At 60.8% G+C, this 15095-nt stretch carries 16 protein-coding genes; 13 read left to right on the top strand and 3 right to left on the bottom strand.

Going from position 1 to position 15095, the window contains the following annotated elements:
• The first annotated feature begins 129 nt into the window (after positions 1-129).
• From GIW28_RS16785 to GIW28_RS16750, 8 genes are all read left to right on the top strand, one after another.
• The gene (locus GIW28_RS16785; protein ID WP_017138359.1) at positions 130-1098 is read left to right on the top strand and encodes a GTP 3',8-cyclase MoaA; all 969 of its coding nucleotides are present in this window, start codon (positions 130-132) and stop codon (positions 1096-1098) included.
• A 209-nt stretch (positions 1099-1307) separates the two neighbouring features.
• A complete protein-coding gene (locus tag GIW28_RS16780) occupies positions 1308-1913 on the top strand; it encodes a DUF4823 domain-containing protein (protein WP_017138358.1) in 606 nt (201 codons plus the stop codon).
• Between the two features lie 19 nt (positions 1914-1932).
• Entirely contained in the window at positions 1933-2493 is a 561-nt protein-coding gene (locus tag GIW28_RS16775) for a DUF1285 domain-containing protein (protein ID WP_236447138.1), read from the top strand.
• A gap of 70 nt (positions 2494-2563) precedes the next feature.
• Positions 2564-3277 (top strand): GntR family transcriptional regulator, encoded by a 714-nt coding sequence (locus GIW28_RS16770; RefSeq protein ID WP_236447137.1) that lies wholly within the window; start codon positions 2564-2566, stop codon positions 3275-3277.
• Positions 3274-4275 carry an ADP-ribosylglycohydrolase family protein gene (locus tag GIW28_RS16765; RefSeq protein WP_099548160.1) on the top strand — a complete coding sequence of 334 codons (1002 nt, stop codon included), beginning with the start codon at positions 3274-3276 and terminating at the stop codon, positions 4273-4275. Before GIW28_RS16770 ends, GIW28_RS16765 begins: the two co-directional genes overlap by 4 nt.
• Positions 4276-4468: 193 nt before the next feature.
• Positions 4469-5935 carry a purine-cytosine permease family protein gene (locus GIW28_RS16760; RefSeq protein ID WP_017138354.1) on the top strand — a complete coding sequence of 489 codons (1467 nt, stop codon included), beginning with the start codon at positions 4469-4471 and terminating at the stop codon, positions 5933-5935.
• The gene (locus tag GIW28_RS16755; RefSeq protein ID WP_017138353.1) at positions 5928-6845 is read left to right on the top strand and encodes a PfkB family carbohydrate kinase; all 918 of its coding nucleotides are present in this window, start codon (positions 5928-5930) and stop codon (positions 6843-6845) included. The genes GIW28_RS16760 and GIW28_RS16755 overlap by 8 nt, the downstream gene beginning before the upstream one ends.
• Positions 6846-6870: 25 nt before the next feature.
• Positions 6871-7599, top strand: a complete 729-nt coding sequence (locus tag GIW28_RS16750; RefSeq protein WP_017138352.1) for a class I SAM-dependent methyltransferase — start codon at positions 6871-6873, stop codon at positions 7597-7599.
• A gap of 132 nt (positions 7600-7731) precedes the next feature.
• Here the strand turns inward: GIW28_RS16750 and GIW28_RS16745 are convergent, their stop codons facing one another.
• From GIW28_RS16745 to GIW28_RS16735, 3 genes are all read right to left on the bottom strand, one after another.
• Positions 7732-7998 carry a hypothetical protein gene (locus GIW28_RS16745; protein WP_017138351.1) on the bottom strand — a complete coding sequence of 89 codons (267 nt, stop codon included), beginning with the start codon at positions 7996-7998 and terminating at the stop codon, positions 7732-7734.
• A 51-nt stretch (positions 7999-8049) separates the two neighbouring features.
• Positions 8050-8376, bottom strand: coding sequence for a hypothetical protein (locus GIW28_RS16740; protein WP_017138350.1), 327 nt, complete (start codon positions 8374-8376; stop codon positions 8050-8052).
• 86 nt (positions 8377-8462) lie between these two features.
• The gene (locus GIW28_RS16735) at positions 8463-9659 is read right to left on the bottom strand and encodes an MFS transporter (protein WP_099548760.1); all 1197 of its coding nucleotides are present in this window, start codon (positions 9657-9659) and stop codon (positions 8463-8465) included.
• 217 nt (positions 9660-9876) lie between these two features.
• Here GIW28_RS16735 and GIW28_RS16730 point away from each other — a divergent pair, with 217 nt between their 5' ends.
• From GIW28_RS16730 to araH, 5 genes are all read left to right on the top strand, one after another.
• Positions 9877-10356 (top strand): GNAT family N-acetyltransferase, encoded by a 480-nt coding sequence (locus GIW28_RS16730; RefSeq protein WP_026013792.1) that lies wholly within the window; start codon positions 9877-9879, stop codon positions 10354-10356.
• Between the two features lie 267 nt (positions 10357-10623).
• Positions 10624-11445 carry an SDR family oxidoreductase gene (locus GIW28_RS16725; protein WP_236446992.1) on the top strand — a complete coding sequence of 274 codons (822 nt, stop codon included), beginning with the start codon at positions 10624-10626 and terminating at the stop codon, positions 11443-11445.
• A 22-nt stretch (positions 11446-11467) separates the two neighbouring features.
• Complete coding sequence (locus GIW28_RS16720) at positions 11468-12448, top strand: substrate-binding domain-containing protein (protein ID WP_017138346.1); 981 nt, start codon at positions 11468-11470, stop codon at positions 12446-12448.
• On the top strand, positions 12445-13944 hold the full coding sequence (gene araG, locus GIW28_RS16715; protein ID WP_032865806.1) for an L-arabinose ABC transporter ATP-binding protein AraG: 1500 nt from the start codon (positions 12445-12447) through the stop codon (positions 13942-13944). The genes GIW28_RS16720 and araG overlap by 4 nt, the downstream gene beginning before the upstream one ends.
• Before the next feature lie 19 nt (positions 13945-13963).
• Complete coding sequence (araH, locus tag GIW28_RS16710) at positions 13964-14929, top strand: L-arabinose ABC transporter permease AraH (RefSeq protein WP_236446991.1); 966 nt, start codon at positions 13964-13966, stop codon at positions 14927-14929.
• The last annotated feature ends 166 nt before the right edge of the window (positions 14930-15095 follow it).

Here is a 15095-nt window from a genome sequence, read left to right as displayed (position 1 = left end):
CAGTGATGGCGCAATGATTTGCTGCCGCTTGCAGTACCCCAGGAATATACTCAGGCAAGGACGCTTGCTAAAAGCTGATTTTTCAGTCAGCTTTTAGCGCGCCTGAACCATCCTCTGCCGGAGTGTTCCATGATCGTTGATCGTCAAGGCAGGCGATTTCGCAATTTGCGGATCAGCCTGACCTCAGCCTGCAATTACGCGTGTACCTACTGCGTGCCAAACGGCAAGCGGCTGGTGGCTGCCCAGGACGAACTCTCGGCCGAGGCCATGGCGCGTGGCGTTGCCTATCTGATCGAAGCTGCCGGCATCGAACGTTTGCGCATCACCGGCGGTGAACCGCTGGTCAGCCCCAAGCTGGAAGCCTTCATGGGCGCCGTGGGCGGCATGGGCCTCAGTGATATCAGCCTGACCACTAACGGCCAACTGCTGGCGCGCAAGTTGCCACTGCTGGTCGACGCCGGTATTCGGCGCATCAACGTGTCCCTTGATACCCTGGATGCGGACGCTTTCCGCAGTATCGCCCGTGGCGGCGACCTGGCCACCGTGCTCGATGGCATGGACCAGGCCCGCGCCGCCGGCATCAAGATCAAGGTCAATATGGTGCCGTTGCGCGGGCAGAACCTGGACCAGGTGATGCCGCTGCTCGACTACTGCCTGGAGCGCGGCTACGAGCTGCGCTTTATCGAATTGATGCGCATGGGCCACCTCGCCAAGGATTCCAATGCGTTCCTGCAGCAGTTCGTCAGCTTGCAGCAACTGCTCAGCCTGATCGGCGAACATCACGAATACCTGCAAGCCAACGCGCCGATTGATGCCACGGCGGTGCGCTATGAAGTGCCGGGCAAGGGCTTCTTTGGCGTGATCGCAAATGAAAGCGTGCCGTTCTGCCGCACCTGCTCGCGCCTGCGCTTGTCGTCTACCGGTTGGTTGCATGGCTGTTTGTCGTCGAGTAACCGCCATTACGTGGGCGACCTGCTGGACCAACCGCGCCATCAGGCGCTGCCGGCCTTGCAAGGTTTATTGATGAAGGCCCTGGGTGACAAGCAGGAAGTGGCCTTCTCTGGCGGCGCCACGGTCATGAAGATCATCGGCGGCTAACACCGCACACAATCGAATGTAGGAGCAGGCTTTTTGTGGGGGCTGGCTTGCCTGCGATTGCATCACCTCGGTGTACTTGATGTACCTGGGTGTCTGCATCGCAGGCAAGCCAGCTCCCACATTTGCTTATGCATCGTTCTTGAATGGCGCGGATTCTGCATTAAGTGCCCATTCGCCGGTTTTCCGTCACCGGCTTCTGGAGGATTAGGATGCGTAGTCTGGTTTTGTTGCTGGCGTCAGTGGCGCTGAGTGGCTGCATGACCGTCAGCGATATGGCCGAAGGCACCCGCTATCAGATGAGCGACGCCGGGCTGCTGGACCACAGTGATACCCGCCGTACCGCGTCGGTGCGCATACAGCCGGACTCCTTTGTGTTTATTGCCCAAGGCGCCTTTGTACCGCCGGGCAGCGCCTATCCGCGACCTAACGTGGTGGCCGAAGAAGCCTTCAACGGCTTCGTCGAATATTTCCCGATGGTGCGCCGCGCCCGCAAGCCGGAAGGCCTCGAACAAGCCATGGCCGAAGCCCGTGCGGCAGGCGCTCACTACCTGCTCTATTGCCGCTTTGCGGCAGCCGATGACCGTATTGGCAATGCCGATGAGTGGACCGACCAGCAAGCGTTGGACCGTGTCGGCCTGGACAGCGGCGTGATCCAGATCATGTTGATCGAGACCAGCACCCAGTATTTGATTGATACTGCACGCATTCGCAGTCGTGGCGGTTTACTGACGTTCCACGACAACAAGCCAGAAGACTTGATTGCCCGCCCGCTGGCCCAATACGCCCGTGGCCTGTTGGGGATGGGTGATCAATAAAAATCCAGAGGAGAACCCTATGACCGATTCCGCCAAGGCCAATGATCTATTGGCCCAACTGCCCAAGGGCAAGGGGCCGGCGCCGGTACACCTGTGGAACCCGGATTTCTGCGGCAACATCGACATGCGCATCGCCCGTGACGGCACTTGGTTTTACCAAGGCACGCCGATCGGGCGTAAGCCGATGGTCAAGTTGTTCTCCAACATCATTCGCCGCGATGGCGATGAGTATTTCCTGGTCACTCCCGTGGAAAAGGTCGGTATCAGCGTCGATGATGCGCCCTTTGTCGCGGTAACGCTGGAAGTCGAAGGGCAGGGCGAAAGCCAGGTGCTGCGCTTCACCATCAATGTCGACGAGGACATTGAAGCGGGCCTTGAACACCCCTTGCGGGTGGTGATCGACCCGATCACCCAAGAGCCAGCGCCTTACCTGCGGGTGCGCACCAACCTTGAAGCTCTGGTGCATCGCAACGTGTTTTACCAATTGGTCGAGTTGGCGGTCAGCCGTCCGATCAACGGTCAGAACTGGCTTGGCGTATGGAGCGGCGGGGAGTTTTTCCGCATTGGCCTGGAGCCCTGAGGCCGATTTTTCATCATCCTGAAATAATTTTGCTTGCTGAGATCGGGCGCTTTCGATTATCAATTTGTACATGATTAGACATGTCCGATTTGATAAGAAAAAACGCGTCGTCGACGAGCTTATCCGCCGTATCGAGGCTGGAGTGATGGCCGATGGTTTCCTGCTGCCGGGCGAGCATCAACTGGCCGAGGAGTTTGCGGTCAGCCGTGGCACCTTGCGCGAAGCCCTGGCTGAGCTCAAACGGCGCAACTACATCGCCACGCAAAGCGGCGTTGGCTCCATCGTCACCTTTGATGGCATGGTGCTCGACCAACGCAGTGGCTGGGCACAGGCGCTGGCCGATACTGGCGCACTGGTCACCACCGACATCCTGCGGCTGGAAGCCGTGACTCGACCGGACCTGCTCAGCCGTTTTGGCAGCGACCAATTTATCGCCCTCGACCGCCGTCGGCGCACCACCGATGGCACCGCCGTTTCTCTGGAGCGTTCGTTGATGCCTGCTACCGGTGGCCTGGAAAGCCTGCCCCGTGTCGGCCTGATCGACAACTCCCTCACCATCACCCTGGCCGCTTACGGCTACGTGGGCGCCGAAGGGGACCAGTGGATCGGTGCCGAGCCCTTGAGCGATGAAGACGCCGAGTTGCTCGGCCGCCCAGCCGGTACGGTGTTTCTCAAAGCCTCGCGCACTACCTACGACCGCCGCGAGCGTCTCATGGAGTATGTCGAAAGCTTGCTCGACCCTTTGCACTTTCGCCTGCACCTGCAGTTTGGAGCTTCGAAATGACCGCGCAAAATCGCGCCCTCGGTGCCTTCTACGGCCTGGCCCTGGGCGATGCATTGGGCATGCCCACCCAGTCGTTGAGCCGCGAGCAGGTGCAGCAGCGCTTCGGGGCCATCACCGCTCTGCAAGATGCTGGTGCCGACCAACCCATCGCGCCGAACATGCCGGCAGGCTCCATCACCGACGACACCGAGCAGGCGATCCTGGTCGGTGAGTTGCTGGTGCAAGGGCAGGGCAAAATCGAACCCACGGTACTCGCCCAGCGCCTGATCGAGTGGGAAGCGGCGATGCGCGCCAAAGGCTCCCAGGACTTGCTGGGGCCATCGACCAAACGCGCCATCGACATGATCCTCGCCGGGCACACCCCGGAAGAATCCGGGCGCTACGGCACCACCAATGGCGCCGCGATGCGCATCACGCCGGTCGGCATTGCCGCCGACGTCAGCGACCCGGCGCAGTTTATCCAGGCGGTGATCCAGGCCTGCCAGGTCACCCATAACACCAACCTGGGCATTTCCAGCGCGGCGGCGGTGGCGGCAGTGGTTTCGGCAGGTATCAACGGTGTGGATTTGGGTGAAGCCCTGAACATTGGCACCCAGCTCGCGCAGCAGGCCGAAGGCCATGGCCACTGGATCGCCGGTGGGCGGATTTCCACGCGCATCAGTTGGGCACGCACCTTGAGCGTCGGCAGCGGCGACAAAGCCCTGTTTGCCGATCTGCTTTACGAACTGATCGGCACCTCGGTCGCTTCCCAGGAATCGGTGGTGGTGTCGTTTGCCCTCGCGCAGCAAGTGGCGGTGGGCGACATGAATGCCGTCGAAGCGCTGTGCCTAGCGGCCAGCCTTGGCGGCGATACCGACACCATTGCCGCCATGTTGGGCGCGATGTTGGGCGCGTGTCTTGGGATGCAGTGCTGGCCTGAGGCGATGATTGAGCAGGTCAAGCAGGTCAATGGTCTGGATTTGCAGCCACTGGTGCAGGGGCTGCTGCAATTGCGCTGATCACCACCGATCAAAAAATGTGGGAGCTGGCTTGCCTGCGATAACGGTGTGCCAGCCACTGATGCACTCACTGAAAGACCGCTATCGCAGGCAAGCCAGCCCCCACCTTAAATCGTGTTTGAGTCAGGACGACCGCTTAAAGCTTTGACTATCTGCCACAACCACAACAATACAGGCACCAGGAGCACCCCTCATGAGCAGCACTTCTTCCGGCCAAAGTGCCGGGCAATTGGAAACACGCGGCATCGAACCGGTCCCCGAAGGCGAGTGCAATGGCCATCCGCTGCAACTGTTCTGGGTGTGGTTCGCGGCTAACATCAGCATCCTCGGCTTGCCGCTCGGCGCGACCCTGGTGGCGTTTCGTGGCCTGGCGATCTGGCAGGCGATCATTGTGGCGATTCTCGGCGCCGCCGGCTCCTTTGCCGTGGTGGGCATCATCTCGATTGCCGGCCGTCGCGGCCGCGCGCCGAGCCTGACGCTGTCGCGCGCCATCTTCGGTGTGCGCGGCAATATCGGTCCCACGCTGGTCTCGCTGATGTCGCGCCTGGGTTGGGAAACCGTCAACACCACCACGGCCGCCTTTGTGCTGCTGTCGTTGTGTTCGATCCTGTTCGGCTCGCCGGTCGAAGCCAAAAGCGCGCCGGTGCTCACGCTGATCTTTATCGCGATTTTCGTGCTGCTGACCTTGTCCGTGTCCGGCCTCGGCCACGCCACCTTGCTGGTGATCCAGAAGTGGGCCACCTACGTGTTCGGCGCGTTGAATATCCTGGTGGGCGGCTTCCTCTGCGCCACTATCGACTGGAGCGCGGTGTTCAACGCCACCCCGGCGCCGCTGAGCGCCATGATCATTGGCGTCGGCACCATGGCCGCCGGTACCGGTATCGGCTGGGCCAACGCCGGTGCCGACATGTCGCGCTACCAGCACCGCAGCGTCAAGGCCGTGCGTCTGGTGGCGTCTGCCGCATTTGGTGCGGGCATTCCGCTGGTGCTGTTGATCACCCTCGGCGGCCTGCTGTCGGTGGGCAACAACGACCTGGCGTCGGCCACCGACCCGATCATCGCGATCCGCGACATGCTGCCGACCTGGATGGCCGTGCCGTACTTGATCACCGCGTTCGGCGGGCTGTTGCTCTCCAATAACCTCTCGGTGTACTCGGCCGGTCTCACCACCTTGACCTTGGGCCTCAAGGTCAAGCGCGTGCACGCGGTGATCGTCGATATCGTGGCGATCTTCGCCGGCTCCATTTACTTCATGCTGATCGCCGACAGTTTCTATGGCCCGTTCATCACCTTCATCTCGCTGCTGGCCGTGCCCATCACCGCCTGGGTCGGGATCTTTGTGGTCGACCTGATTCACCGTCACTACTACAGCCCCAAAGACCTGCTGGACGTAAGCCCAAGCAGCGCCTACTGGTATCGCGGCGGCGTGGAATGGCGTGCATTCGGCGCCTGGGCTGTGGCGATTGTGCTGGGTTTCAGCTTCACCACCATCGGCACCACCGCCGAAAATATCTGGTTCGCCGGGCCTTTGTCCGACTCCTGGCTGGGCCACAACGGCCTGGGCTGGATCGTCACCTTCCTGGTGGCCGGTGGGATTTATGCAGTACTGGGCGGCGCAGCTGACCGTCGCCCGGCTTTGGTAGAGCGCGCTAATGTCTAGATTGCTGCACACCGGCCAGGTCATCGTCGACCTGGTCATGGCCCTCGACACACTGCCTGCAACCGGCGGCGATGTGCTGGCGCAATCGGCCAGTTTCGAAGCCGGCGGGGGCTTCAACGTGATGGCTGCCGCCCGGCGCAATGGTTTGCCGGTGGTTTACCTCGGCCGCCATGGCCACGGGCGCTTCGGCGACCTGGCGCGCGCCGCGATGCAGGCCGAGGGCGTGGAAATGGCCCAGCCGGCCAGCGAGGGCAAGGACACCGGTTTGTGTGTGTCGCTGACCGAGGCCAGCACCGAGCGCACCTTTATTTCGCATATCGGTGCTGAGGGTGACTTGAGTGCCGAGGACCTCGCAGGCGTGGTGCCGCGCGCAGACGATTATGTCTACGTCAGCGGCTACAGCCTGTTGCTCGAAGGCAAGGCCCAGGCATTGCTCGATTGGCTGCTGGCGCTGCCGCGGGAGATCACCGTGGTGTTCGACCCGGGGCCGTTGGTCAAGGCGCCGGACTCGGCCTTGATGGTTGCCTTGCTGCCGCGCATCGATATCTGGACCAGCAATGGCCCGGAAGCCCTAGCGTTTAGCGGCGCCAGTACGCTGGCCGAAGCGCTGCGCGAACTCAACCGTCACTTGCCCGCCGAAGCGCTGCTGGTGGTGCGCGACGGGCCGAATGGCTGCTGGGTGAGTCGCCACGGCAAGGCCGAGCATGTGCCGGGTTTCAAGGTGCAGGCGGTGGACAGCAACGGCGCGGGCGATGCCCATGCTGGTGTGTTTCTGGCGGGGCTGGCCAAGGGCTTGCAACCCTCGCAAGCAGCGCGTCGCGCGAATGCGGCAGCCGCTTTGGCGGTAACGCGTTGGGGGCCGGCGACTTCACCCGGTACTGACGAAGTGGATGCGTTGTTGGCAAAATAGGCGCTTACCCGCACGGAATAAGCCCATGACCCAGAATATCTACGACACCCCGGCCTTCTTCGAGGGCTACAGCAAGATGGGCCGCTCGGTCGAAGGCCTGGCCGGTGCGCCGGAGTGGCCTGCCTTGCAGGCTTTGCTACCGCCGATGCGTGGCTTGCAGGTGGTGGACCTGGGCTGTGGCTATGGCTGGTTCAGCCGCTGGGCCGAGGAACAGGGCGCTGCGCAGGTGCTGGGGTTGGACGTGTCGCAGAAGATGCTGGCGCGGGCCACTGAAATGACTTCGGCGGCGACCATCACCTATGCAATCGCCGACCTGGAACAGCTCGACCTGCCGGCGGGCGCATTCGACCTGGCCTACAGCTCCCTGGCGTTCCATTACATCGTCGACCTCCAGGGGCTATTTGCGCGCATCCACCAGGCCCTGGTACCGGGCGGGCGCCTGGTGTTTTCCATCGAGCACCCGATCTTCATGGCGCCGCGTAATCCGGGGTGGCTGGTTGATGACCAGGGGCGCAAAAGTTGGCCGGTGGACGGCTATCAATTGGAAGGGCCACGGGTGACCCATTGGCTGGCCGATGGCGTGATCAAGCAGCACCGCACCTTGGGCACGTTGCTCAATCTGCTGATACAGGCGGGGTTTACGCTCAACCACATTGAAGAATGGGGGCCGAGCAAAGCGGACCTGATGGCGAGGCCCGAACTGGCCGAAGAACAAGAGCGTCCAATGATGCTGCTAGTGTCGGCTCAGTGCTGATGTGCGCTGCGCACTGCACATCAAAGTGTGGGAGCGGACTTGCCCGCGATGACGGTAGATCAGCCACAAAAAGAGTGACTGATGCGACGCCATCGCGGGCAAGCCCGCTCCCACATTTGATCTTCGTCTAGTTCAAACGGTGCCTTCGCCTTCCAGCTTGCGCGCCTCGTCAACACCCGAGGCGGTCAGCTTGATCGGCAGGTTCAACGAATATTCACCGGCGTCGTCGGTGGTCACATGCCCATCCTTGATAAACCCGCGTTCTTGCAGAAATGCCAGCACACTGGCCACCACCTTTTCGCCGCGGTAGTTATCCAGCACCTCCTTGCCCAGGCCGTTGGGGTGGGCGTGCAGCAGGCGGGTGAGGACTTCTTTTTCAAGGTTTCTATCGACGTTCATGCGTACCTCTTCACTGGGAAATGATCGGGTGTCGGTGCGGCTATCGATGCATCAAGGCGCAGGTTGTTTCGGGGCGCCCGGGATGTTGCTGTCATCGCCCTTGTTGATTTTGGGTTCTTCATTGACGCCTGGGCCCATTTTGCCGTTACCGACTGCAGCCGGTGCCTGACGTTGGGTATCGGCGCCTTTGGTGCGAGGGTCTGCGCCGTTATCGATAATCGCGCCACCGTTGGTTTCCATCCCTGTGCCCATCGAATCCTGAGACTCCTTGGTAGCAGGGTTGGTGGTGCCGGTGGATGAGGTGGCGGCAACGGCACTCAATGAGGCGGCGGACAGCAGGCCGATGAGGGCGAGGGCAGCAAATTTGGAATTCTTCATGAGGGGTGTCTCCATATGATTAATGTCCTTACCCCTTATTGGTCCGCCCCAGTTTGCGGTTCGTGCCTTGATGGCGACGAACGGTGCTAATTCACCTGTAAGATTTTGTTAGCCGAACGCTGGCGCCAGATCAGTCGCGCCACCGTGATCAACCAGTTGAACAAGGCCACGGCCAACACACTCGCCAGCAGCGTCGGCAGCCCAGAGTCGACAATGATTTTGCCCGCCAGCAGCGGAAAGCCGAACACCCCGACAAAGTACGCCAGGCTGAACAGCAGCAAGGCTTGTGACGTCGTACCAGGCGGTGCTTCATTGGCCACCAGCCCATTGATCACCGAGTACGTCAGGCCGTAACCCACGCCCAGCGTGCCGGCTGCCAACAGGTAACTGAGGTTGCCACTCACGCCAAACGCAAACAGCGCGATCGAGCCGAGCATGATCCCGGACAGCACGCAGGCGGCCCAGTACGCATCGCGCTTGACCACGTGGCCGGCGATCAACAGCCGGCTGGTAATGGCGGCGCTCAGGAAGCCGCCAAAGAACAACGAATAGTCCAACCCCTGCGCAGCCGCGTAGCTGGTTTGAAACGATGAAAGCCCACCAAACACACAGCCGCCCAGGCCGACCATCAGGATCGCAAACGCGGCTTTGGATGACAGCACGCGGCGGCTGGACGCCCAGGAAATCTTCGAGGTGGGCGCATTCGCGTGGTGGTTAAGTTGTGCGCCCATTCGCCAGAACATCAGGACGCCGACCAGACTGGCCAGGCCGGCGATATAGAAGGCTGCTGTCAGCGGCAGGCCCAGCGCGTCGGCGGCACGGCCGAGCAAAGGGCCGGAGCCGATCCCGCTCAACATACTGCCCGACAGCAGCGCAAAATATTTGGCCCGCTGCGCCGATTGCACCAGCAGCGTCACGATGATCGGCCCCAAGGTGTAGAACACGCCCCAGCCCAACCCAAGCGACAGACCGAACAGCATCAAGCCCTGGCCAAACCCGGGTGTCAGGGCAAACCCCAGGCACGCCACCACCAGCAATACGCCCATGCCCGCAATCGCGCGCGCCGCACCGACCGCATCGGCCAAGTGCCCGCAGAACAGCACTGCCACGAACGTACTGAGCATCGCCATGGAGATCACGCTGCCGGCGTCGTGTTCATTGCCGCCGCGCGAGTGGATCAGCAGCGACAGCAAAAACGTCGAGCCATAGGACAGTGACAGCAAGAAGCTGGCGAGGCAGAAAAAGGCGAACAGTTTGGTATTCACGGCGGGTGTGGAAGGCATCGGGCGACCTTGCAGTTATCAGCATGCAGTTATCAGCATGCAGTTATCAGCATGCAGTTATTAGCGTTATGCCCGACTGTTTACCATGCCTGTGCAAGGCGAATGTTGCGTGGTTGGTGGTACTTGCTTTACGCGTGGCCGGAGTAAACAAATTGCACTGCAATCAGTCATCAAAGCGCCTTAGTATGTGGCCTTTGACATTGCCCAAGGCCCGCCCATGACCATCGAGATTCGCCCTGCCGTGCCCAGCGATGCTGCGCAGATCCTGACTTTCATCACTGAACTTGCCGAGTACGAAAAGGCCCGGCACGAAGTGATCGCCAGTGTGGTGGATATCGAGCGCAGCCTGTTCAGCGAGGGCGCCACCGCCCATGGCCTGATCTGTTCGCGGGATGGCCTGCCGATTGGCTTTGCGGTGTTCTTCTTCAGTTACTCCACCTGGCTGGGCAGCAACTGCCTGTACCTCGAAGACCTCTACATCAACCCCGAGCAACGTGGCGGCGGGGCGGGGAAGAAGCTCTTGCGGCACCTGGCCAAGATCGCCTGCGACAACGGTTGCGGGCGTTTCGAGTGGAGCGTGCTGGACTGGAACGAGCCGGCGATTGCCTTCTACAAGTCCATCGGCGCCCAGCCGCAGGAGGAGTGGGTGCGCTATCGCATGGAGGGTAATGCACTGCGCGACTTTGCCCAGGGCTGAAACCCTCTTTCAAAAACACTGAAGGCCCACTGTGGGGGCGGGCTTGTGTGGGAGCTGGCTTGCCTGCGAAAGCATCACTTCGGTGTAACTGAAATACCGAGGTGCCCGTATCGCAGGCAAGCCAGCTCCCACAGAGATCGGCACCCACATTTTTTTGCGCCATGTCTCACTATATGGGATGCAAATTTATATATTGAGATATTTCAAAAGATGGGTTTATAGTCGGCGGCATCAGCACTCACTACCAAAAATAAAACAGGTGAAGCGATGCAGCCCCAACCGTTGTCATTACCCGCCGTGCCCGAACCCACCTATGGCGAGCGGCTGAAAAACAAAGTGGTGATCATCACCGGTGCCGCTCAAGGGATAGGCGAGGTGATCGTCGCCTGCTTCCAGGCCCAGCAGGCACGGCTGGTGATTGCGGATATCCAGGCCGAAAAGGTTGAGCAAGTCGCCGCCCACTGGCGCGAACGCGGCGCTGAGATTGTCGCGCAGGCCGTCGATATCACCTCCAAAGAGCAATGGCAGGCGCTAGTCAATGTGGCCATCGAGCGCTTTGGCCGTGTGGATGTGTTGATCAACTGCGCGGGCGTCAACGTGTTCCGTGACCCGCTGGAGATGACCGACGAAGACTGGCGCCGCTGCTTCGCCATCGACCTCGACGGTGCCTGGTTCGGCTGCCGCACCGTGTTGCCGCACATGATCGAGCAGGGCATCGGCAACATCATCAACATCGCTTCCACCCATTCCAGCCACATCATTCCCGGCTGTTTTCCCTATCCGGTAGCCAAGCATGGCCTGCTCGGTCTCACCCGCGCCCTCGGCATCGAATACGCGCCCAAAGGCATCCGCGTGAATGCCATTGCGCCGGGCTACATCGAAACCCAGCTCAACGTCGATTACTGGAACGGCTTCCCTGACCCGCATGCCGAGCGCCAGCGCGCCTTCGATTTGCACCCGCCCAAGCGCATCGGCCAACCGGTCGAGGTGGCGATGACGGCGCTGTTTCTGGCCACCGACGAGGCGCCCTTTATCAACGCAACCTGCCTGATGATCGATGGCGGGCGTTCCGTGATGTACCACGACTAACAACAATCAAGAGAGGTGGTTCATGTTCAAGAAGACGTTAGGCGCCGTGGCGCTGGCGATGGCCTTCAGCGGTTTTGCAGCGGCCGAAGAAGTGAAGATCGGCTTCCTGGTCAAGCAGGCCGAAGAGCCTTGGTTCCAGACCGAATGGGCCTTTGCCGAAAAGGCCGGTAAGGACCAGGGCTTCACCGTGATCAAGATCGCCGTGCCCGACGGCGAGAAAACCTTGTCCGCCATCGACACCCTCGCCGCCAACGGCGCCAAGGGGTTTGTGATCTGCCCGCCGGACGTGTCCCTCGGCCCTGCGATCATGGCCAAGGCCAAGCTCAACGGCTTGAAAGTGCTGGCGGTGGATGACCGATTTGTCGATGCCAAGGGCAAGCCCATGGAAGACGTGCCTTATGTGGGCCTGGATGCCTACAAGATCGGCCAGAAGCAAGGCGAGGCCATGGCCGCCGAAGCCAAGCATCGTAACTGGGACTGGAAGGACACCTACGCCGTCATCAACACCTTTGACGAGCTGGAAACCGGCAAAAAACGCACCGACGGTTCGGTCGAAGGCCTCAAGGCCGCCGGCTTGCCCGCTGACCACATCCTGTTCAGCGCGCAGAAAACCCTCGACGTGCCAGGCAGCATGGATTCAACCAACTCGGCGCTGGTAAAGCTGCCGGGCACCGCGAAAAACCTGATCATCGGCGGCATGAACGACAGCACCGTGCTGGGCGGCGTGCGCGCCACCGAAAGCGCCGGTTTCAAGGCGGCCAATGTGATTGGCGTGGGCATCAATGGCACTGATGCGATTGAAGAGTTGAAGAAAACCGACACCGGCTTCTACGGCTCAATGCTGCTCAGCCCCGATGCATCCGGCTACAAAACCGCCACGGCGATGTTCGAGTGGGTCACCAAAGGCACCGAGCCTGCCAAGTTCACCGCCCTGGATAACGTAACCCTCATCACCCGCGCCAACTTCAAGGAAGAGTTGAGCAAAATCGGTCTGTGGAAATGACCGGCGCGGCCTTGCGTTTCAACGGCATCGGCAAGGAGTTTCCCGGGGTCAAGGCGCTGGCGCAAATCAGCTTTGAAGCGCGGCCGCACTCGGTGCATGCGCTGATGGGCGAGAACGGCGCGGGCAAGTCCACGCTGCTCAAGATCCTCGGCGGTGCCTACACGCCCAGCAGCGGCACGGTGCAGATCGGCGAGCAGGTCATGGCGTTCAAGAACGCCGCCGACAGCATCGCCAACGGCGTGGCGGTGATTCACCAGGAGCTGCATCTGGTGCCGGAAATGACCGTGGCCGAGAACCTGTTTCTCGGGCATTTGCCGTCGCGTTTCGGCGTGGTCAATGGCGGCCAGCTGCGCAAGCAGGCGTTGGCGTGCCTTAAAGGCCTGGCCGATGAAATCGATCCCCAAGAGAAGCTCGGGCGCTTGTCCCTCGGCCAGCGCCAACTGGTGGAAATCGCCAAGGCGTTGTCCCGTGGTGCCCATGTGATTGCTTTTGACGAACCCACCAGCAGCCTGTCGGCGCGGGAAATCGACCGCTTGATGGCGATCATCACGCGCCTGCGCGATGAGGGCAAAGTGGTGCTGTATGTGTCGCATCGCATGGAAGAAGTGTTCCGTATTTGCGATGCGGTGACGGTGTTCAAGGACGGCCGTTATGTGCGCACTTTTGACGACATGGCCACACTGACTCACGACCAGTTGGTGACCTGCATGGTCGGGCGCGATATCCAGGATATCTACGATTACCGCCCGCGCGAACGCGGTGAGGTGGCGCTCAAGGTTAACGGTTTGCTTGGGCCTGGCCTGCGCGAAGCGGTCAGCCTGCAGGTGCACAAGGGCGAGATTCTCGGCCTTTTCGGGCTGGTGGGCGCCGGGCGTACCGAGCTGTTTCGTTTGCTCAGTGGCCTGGAACGCGCAACGGCCGGGCAGTTGGAGTTGTTTGGGCAAGCCCTGCCATTACATTCACCACGCGATGCCATCGCCGCCGGTGTGCTGCTGTGCCCGGAGGACCGCAAAAAGGAAGGCATCATCCCGCTGTCCAGCGTGGCCGAGAACATCAACATCAGTGCGCGTGGCGCGCATTCGACCTTTGGCTGGCTGTTGCGTGAAGGCTGGGAGAAGGGCAACGCCGACAAGCAGATCAAGGCGATGAAAGTCAAAACGCCGAACGCCGAGCAGAAAATCATGTACCTGTCCGGCGGCAATCAACAGAAGGCCATTCTTGGCCGCTGGCTGTCGATGCCGATGAAAGTGTTGCTGTTGGATGAGCCTACACGCGGCATCGATATCGGCGCCAAGTCGGAGATCTACCAGATCATTCATAACCTTGCGGCCAGCGGCATTGCGGTGATTGTGGTGTCCAGCGACCTGATGGAAGTGATGGGCATCTCTGATCGCATCCTGGTGATGAGTGAAGGCGCGCTGACTGGCGAGTTGACCCGCGACCAGGCGGATGAAGCGAAGCTGTTGCAACTGGCTCTCCCGCGTTCGCGGGCTTGAAGAATTCGAGGGTATAGGTATGTCACAGGTAAAAACTGCAAAGGGCTTTTGGCCGGGTTTCAACCAACGTAAATTTCTCGATGATTGGGTGATGCTACTCGCGGCATTGAGCATCTTTGTGCTCAGCGCGCTGTTTATCGACAACTTCCTCTCGCCGCTGAATATGCGCGGGCTGGGCCTGGCGATTTCGACGGTGGGCATCGCTGCGTGCACCATGCTGTTCTGCCTGGCGTCGGGGCATTTCGACTTGTCAGTCGGCTCGGTGATCGCCTGTGCCGGTGTGGTCGCGGGGATTGTGATTCGTGACACCGACAGCGTGGTACTCGGCGTGTCCGCTGCGTTGGCCATGGGCCTGGTAGTGGGGCTGATCAACGGCATCGTGATCGCCAAGCTGCGCATCAACGCGTTGATCGCAACCTTGGCGACCATGCAGATCGTGCGCGGGCTGGCCTATATCTTTTCCAACGGCAAGGCGGTCGGCGTGATGGACGAACGCTTCTTTGTGTTCGGCAACGGCCAACTGATGGGCGTGCCGGTGCCGATTATCATCACCGTGTTGTGCTTTGTGTTCTTCGGCTGGCTGCTCAACTACACCACCTATGGGCGCAACACCATGGCCATCGGTGGCAACCAGGAAGCGGCGTTGCTGGCCGGGGTGAATGTCGACCGCACCAAGATCATCATCTTTGTCGTGCACGGATTGATCGGCGCACTGGCCGGGGTGATCCTCGCCTCGCGCATGACCTCGGGCCAGCCGATGATCGGCCAGGGCTTCGAGCTGACGGTGATCTCGGCGTGTGTGCTGGGCGGTGTGTCGTTGAGTGGCGGTATCGGCATGATCCGCCATGTGATTGCCGGGGTGTTGATTCTGGCGATCATCGAGAACGCGATGAACCTGAAGAACATCGACACGTTTTACCAGTATGTGATCCGGGGCTCGATCCTGCTCTTGGCGGTCATCATCGACCGCATGAAGCAACGCTGAACTCTCGCCCTATGAAGATCCAAATGTGGGAGCTGGCTTGCCTGCGATAGCGGTGGGTCAGCTAATTATTTGTAGGCTGATGCACCGCTATCGCAGGCAAGCCAGCTCCCACAATGGATCTCCTCTGTTCAGCAGGGCTGCATTTGCCATAATGGCGCCGTTTTCG

The sequence above is a fragment of the Pseudomonas sp. PA-5-4B genome, assembly GCF_021606215.1.
GTDB lineage: Bacteria > Pseudomonadota > Gammaproteobacteria > Pseudomonadales > Pseudomonadaceae > Aquipseudomonas > Aquipseudomonas edaphica.
This window is presented reverse-complemented; position numbering and strand designations above follow the sequence as displayed.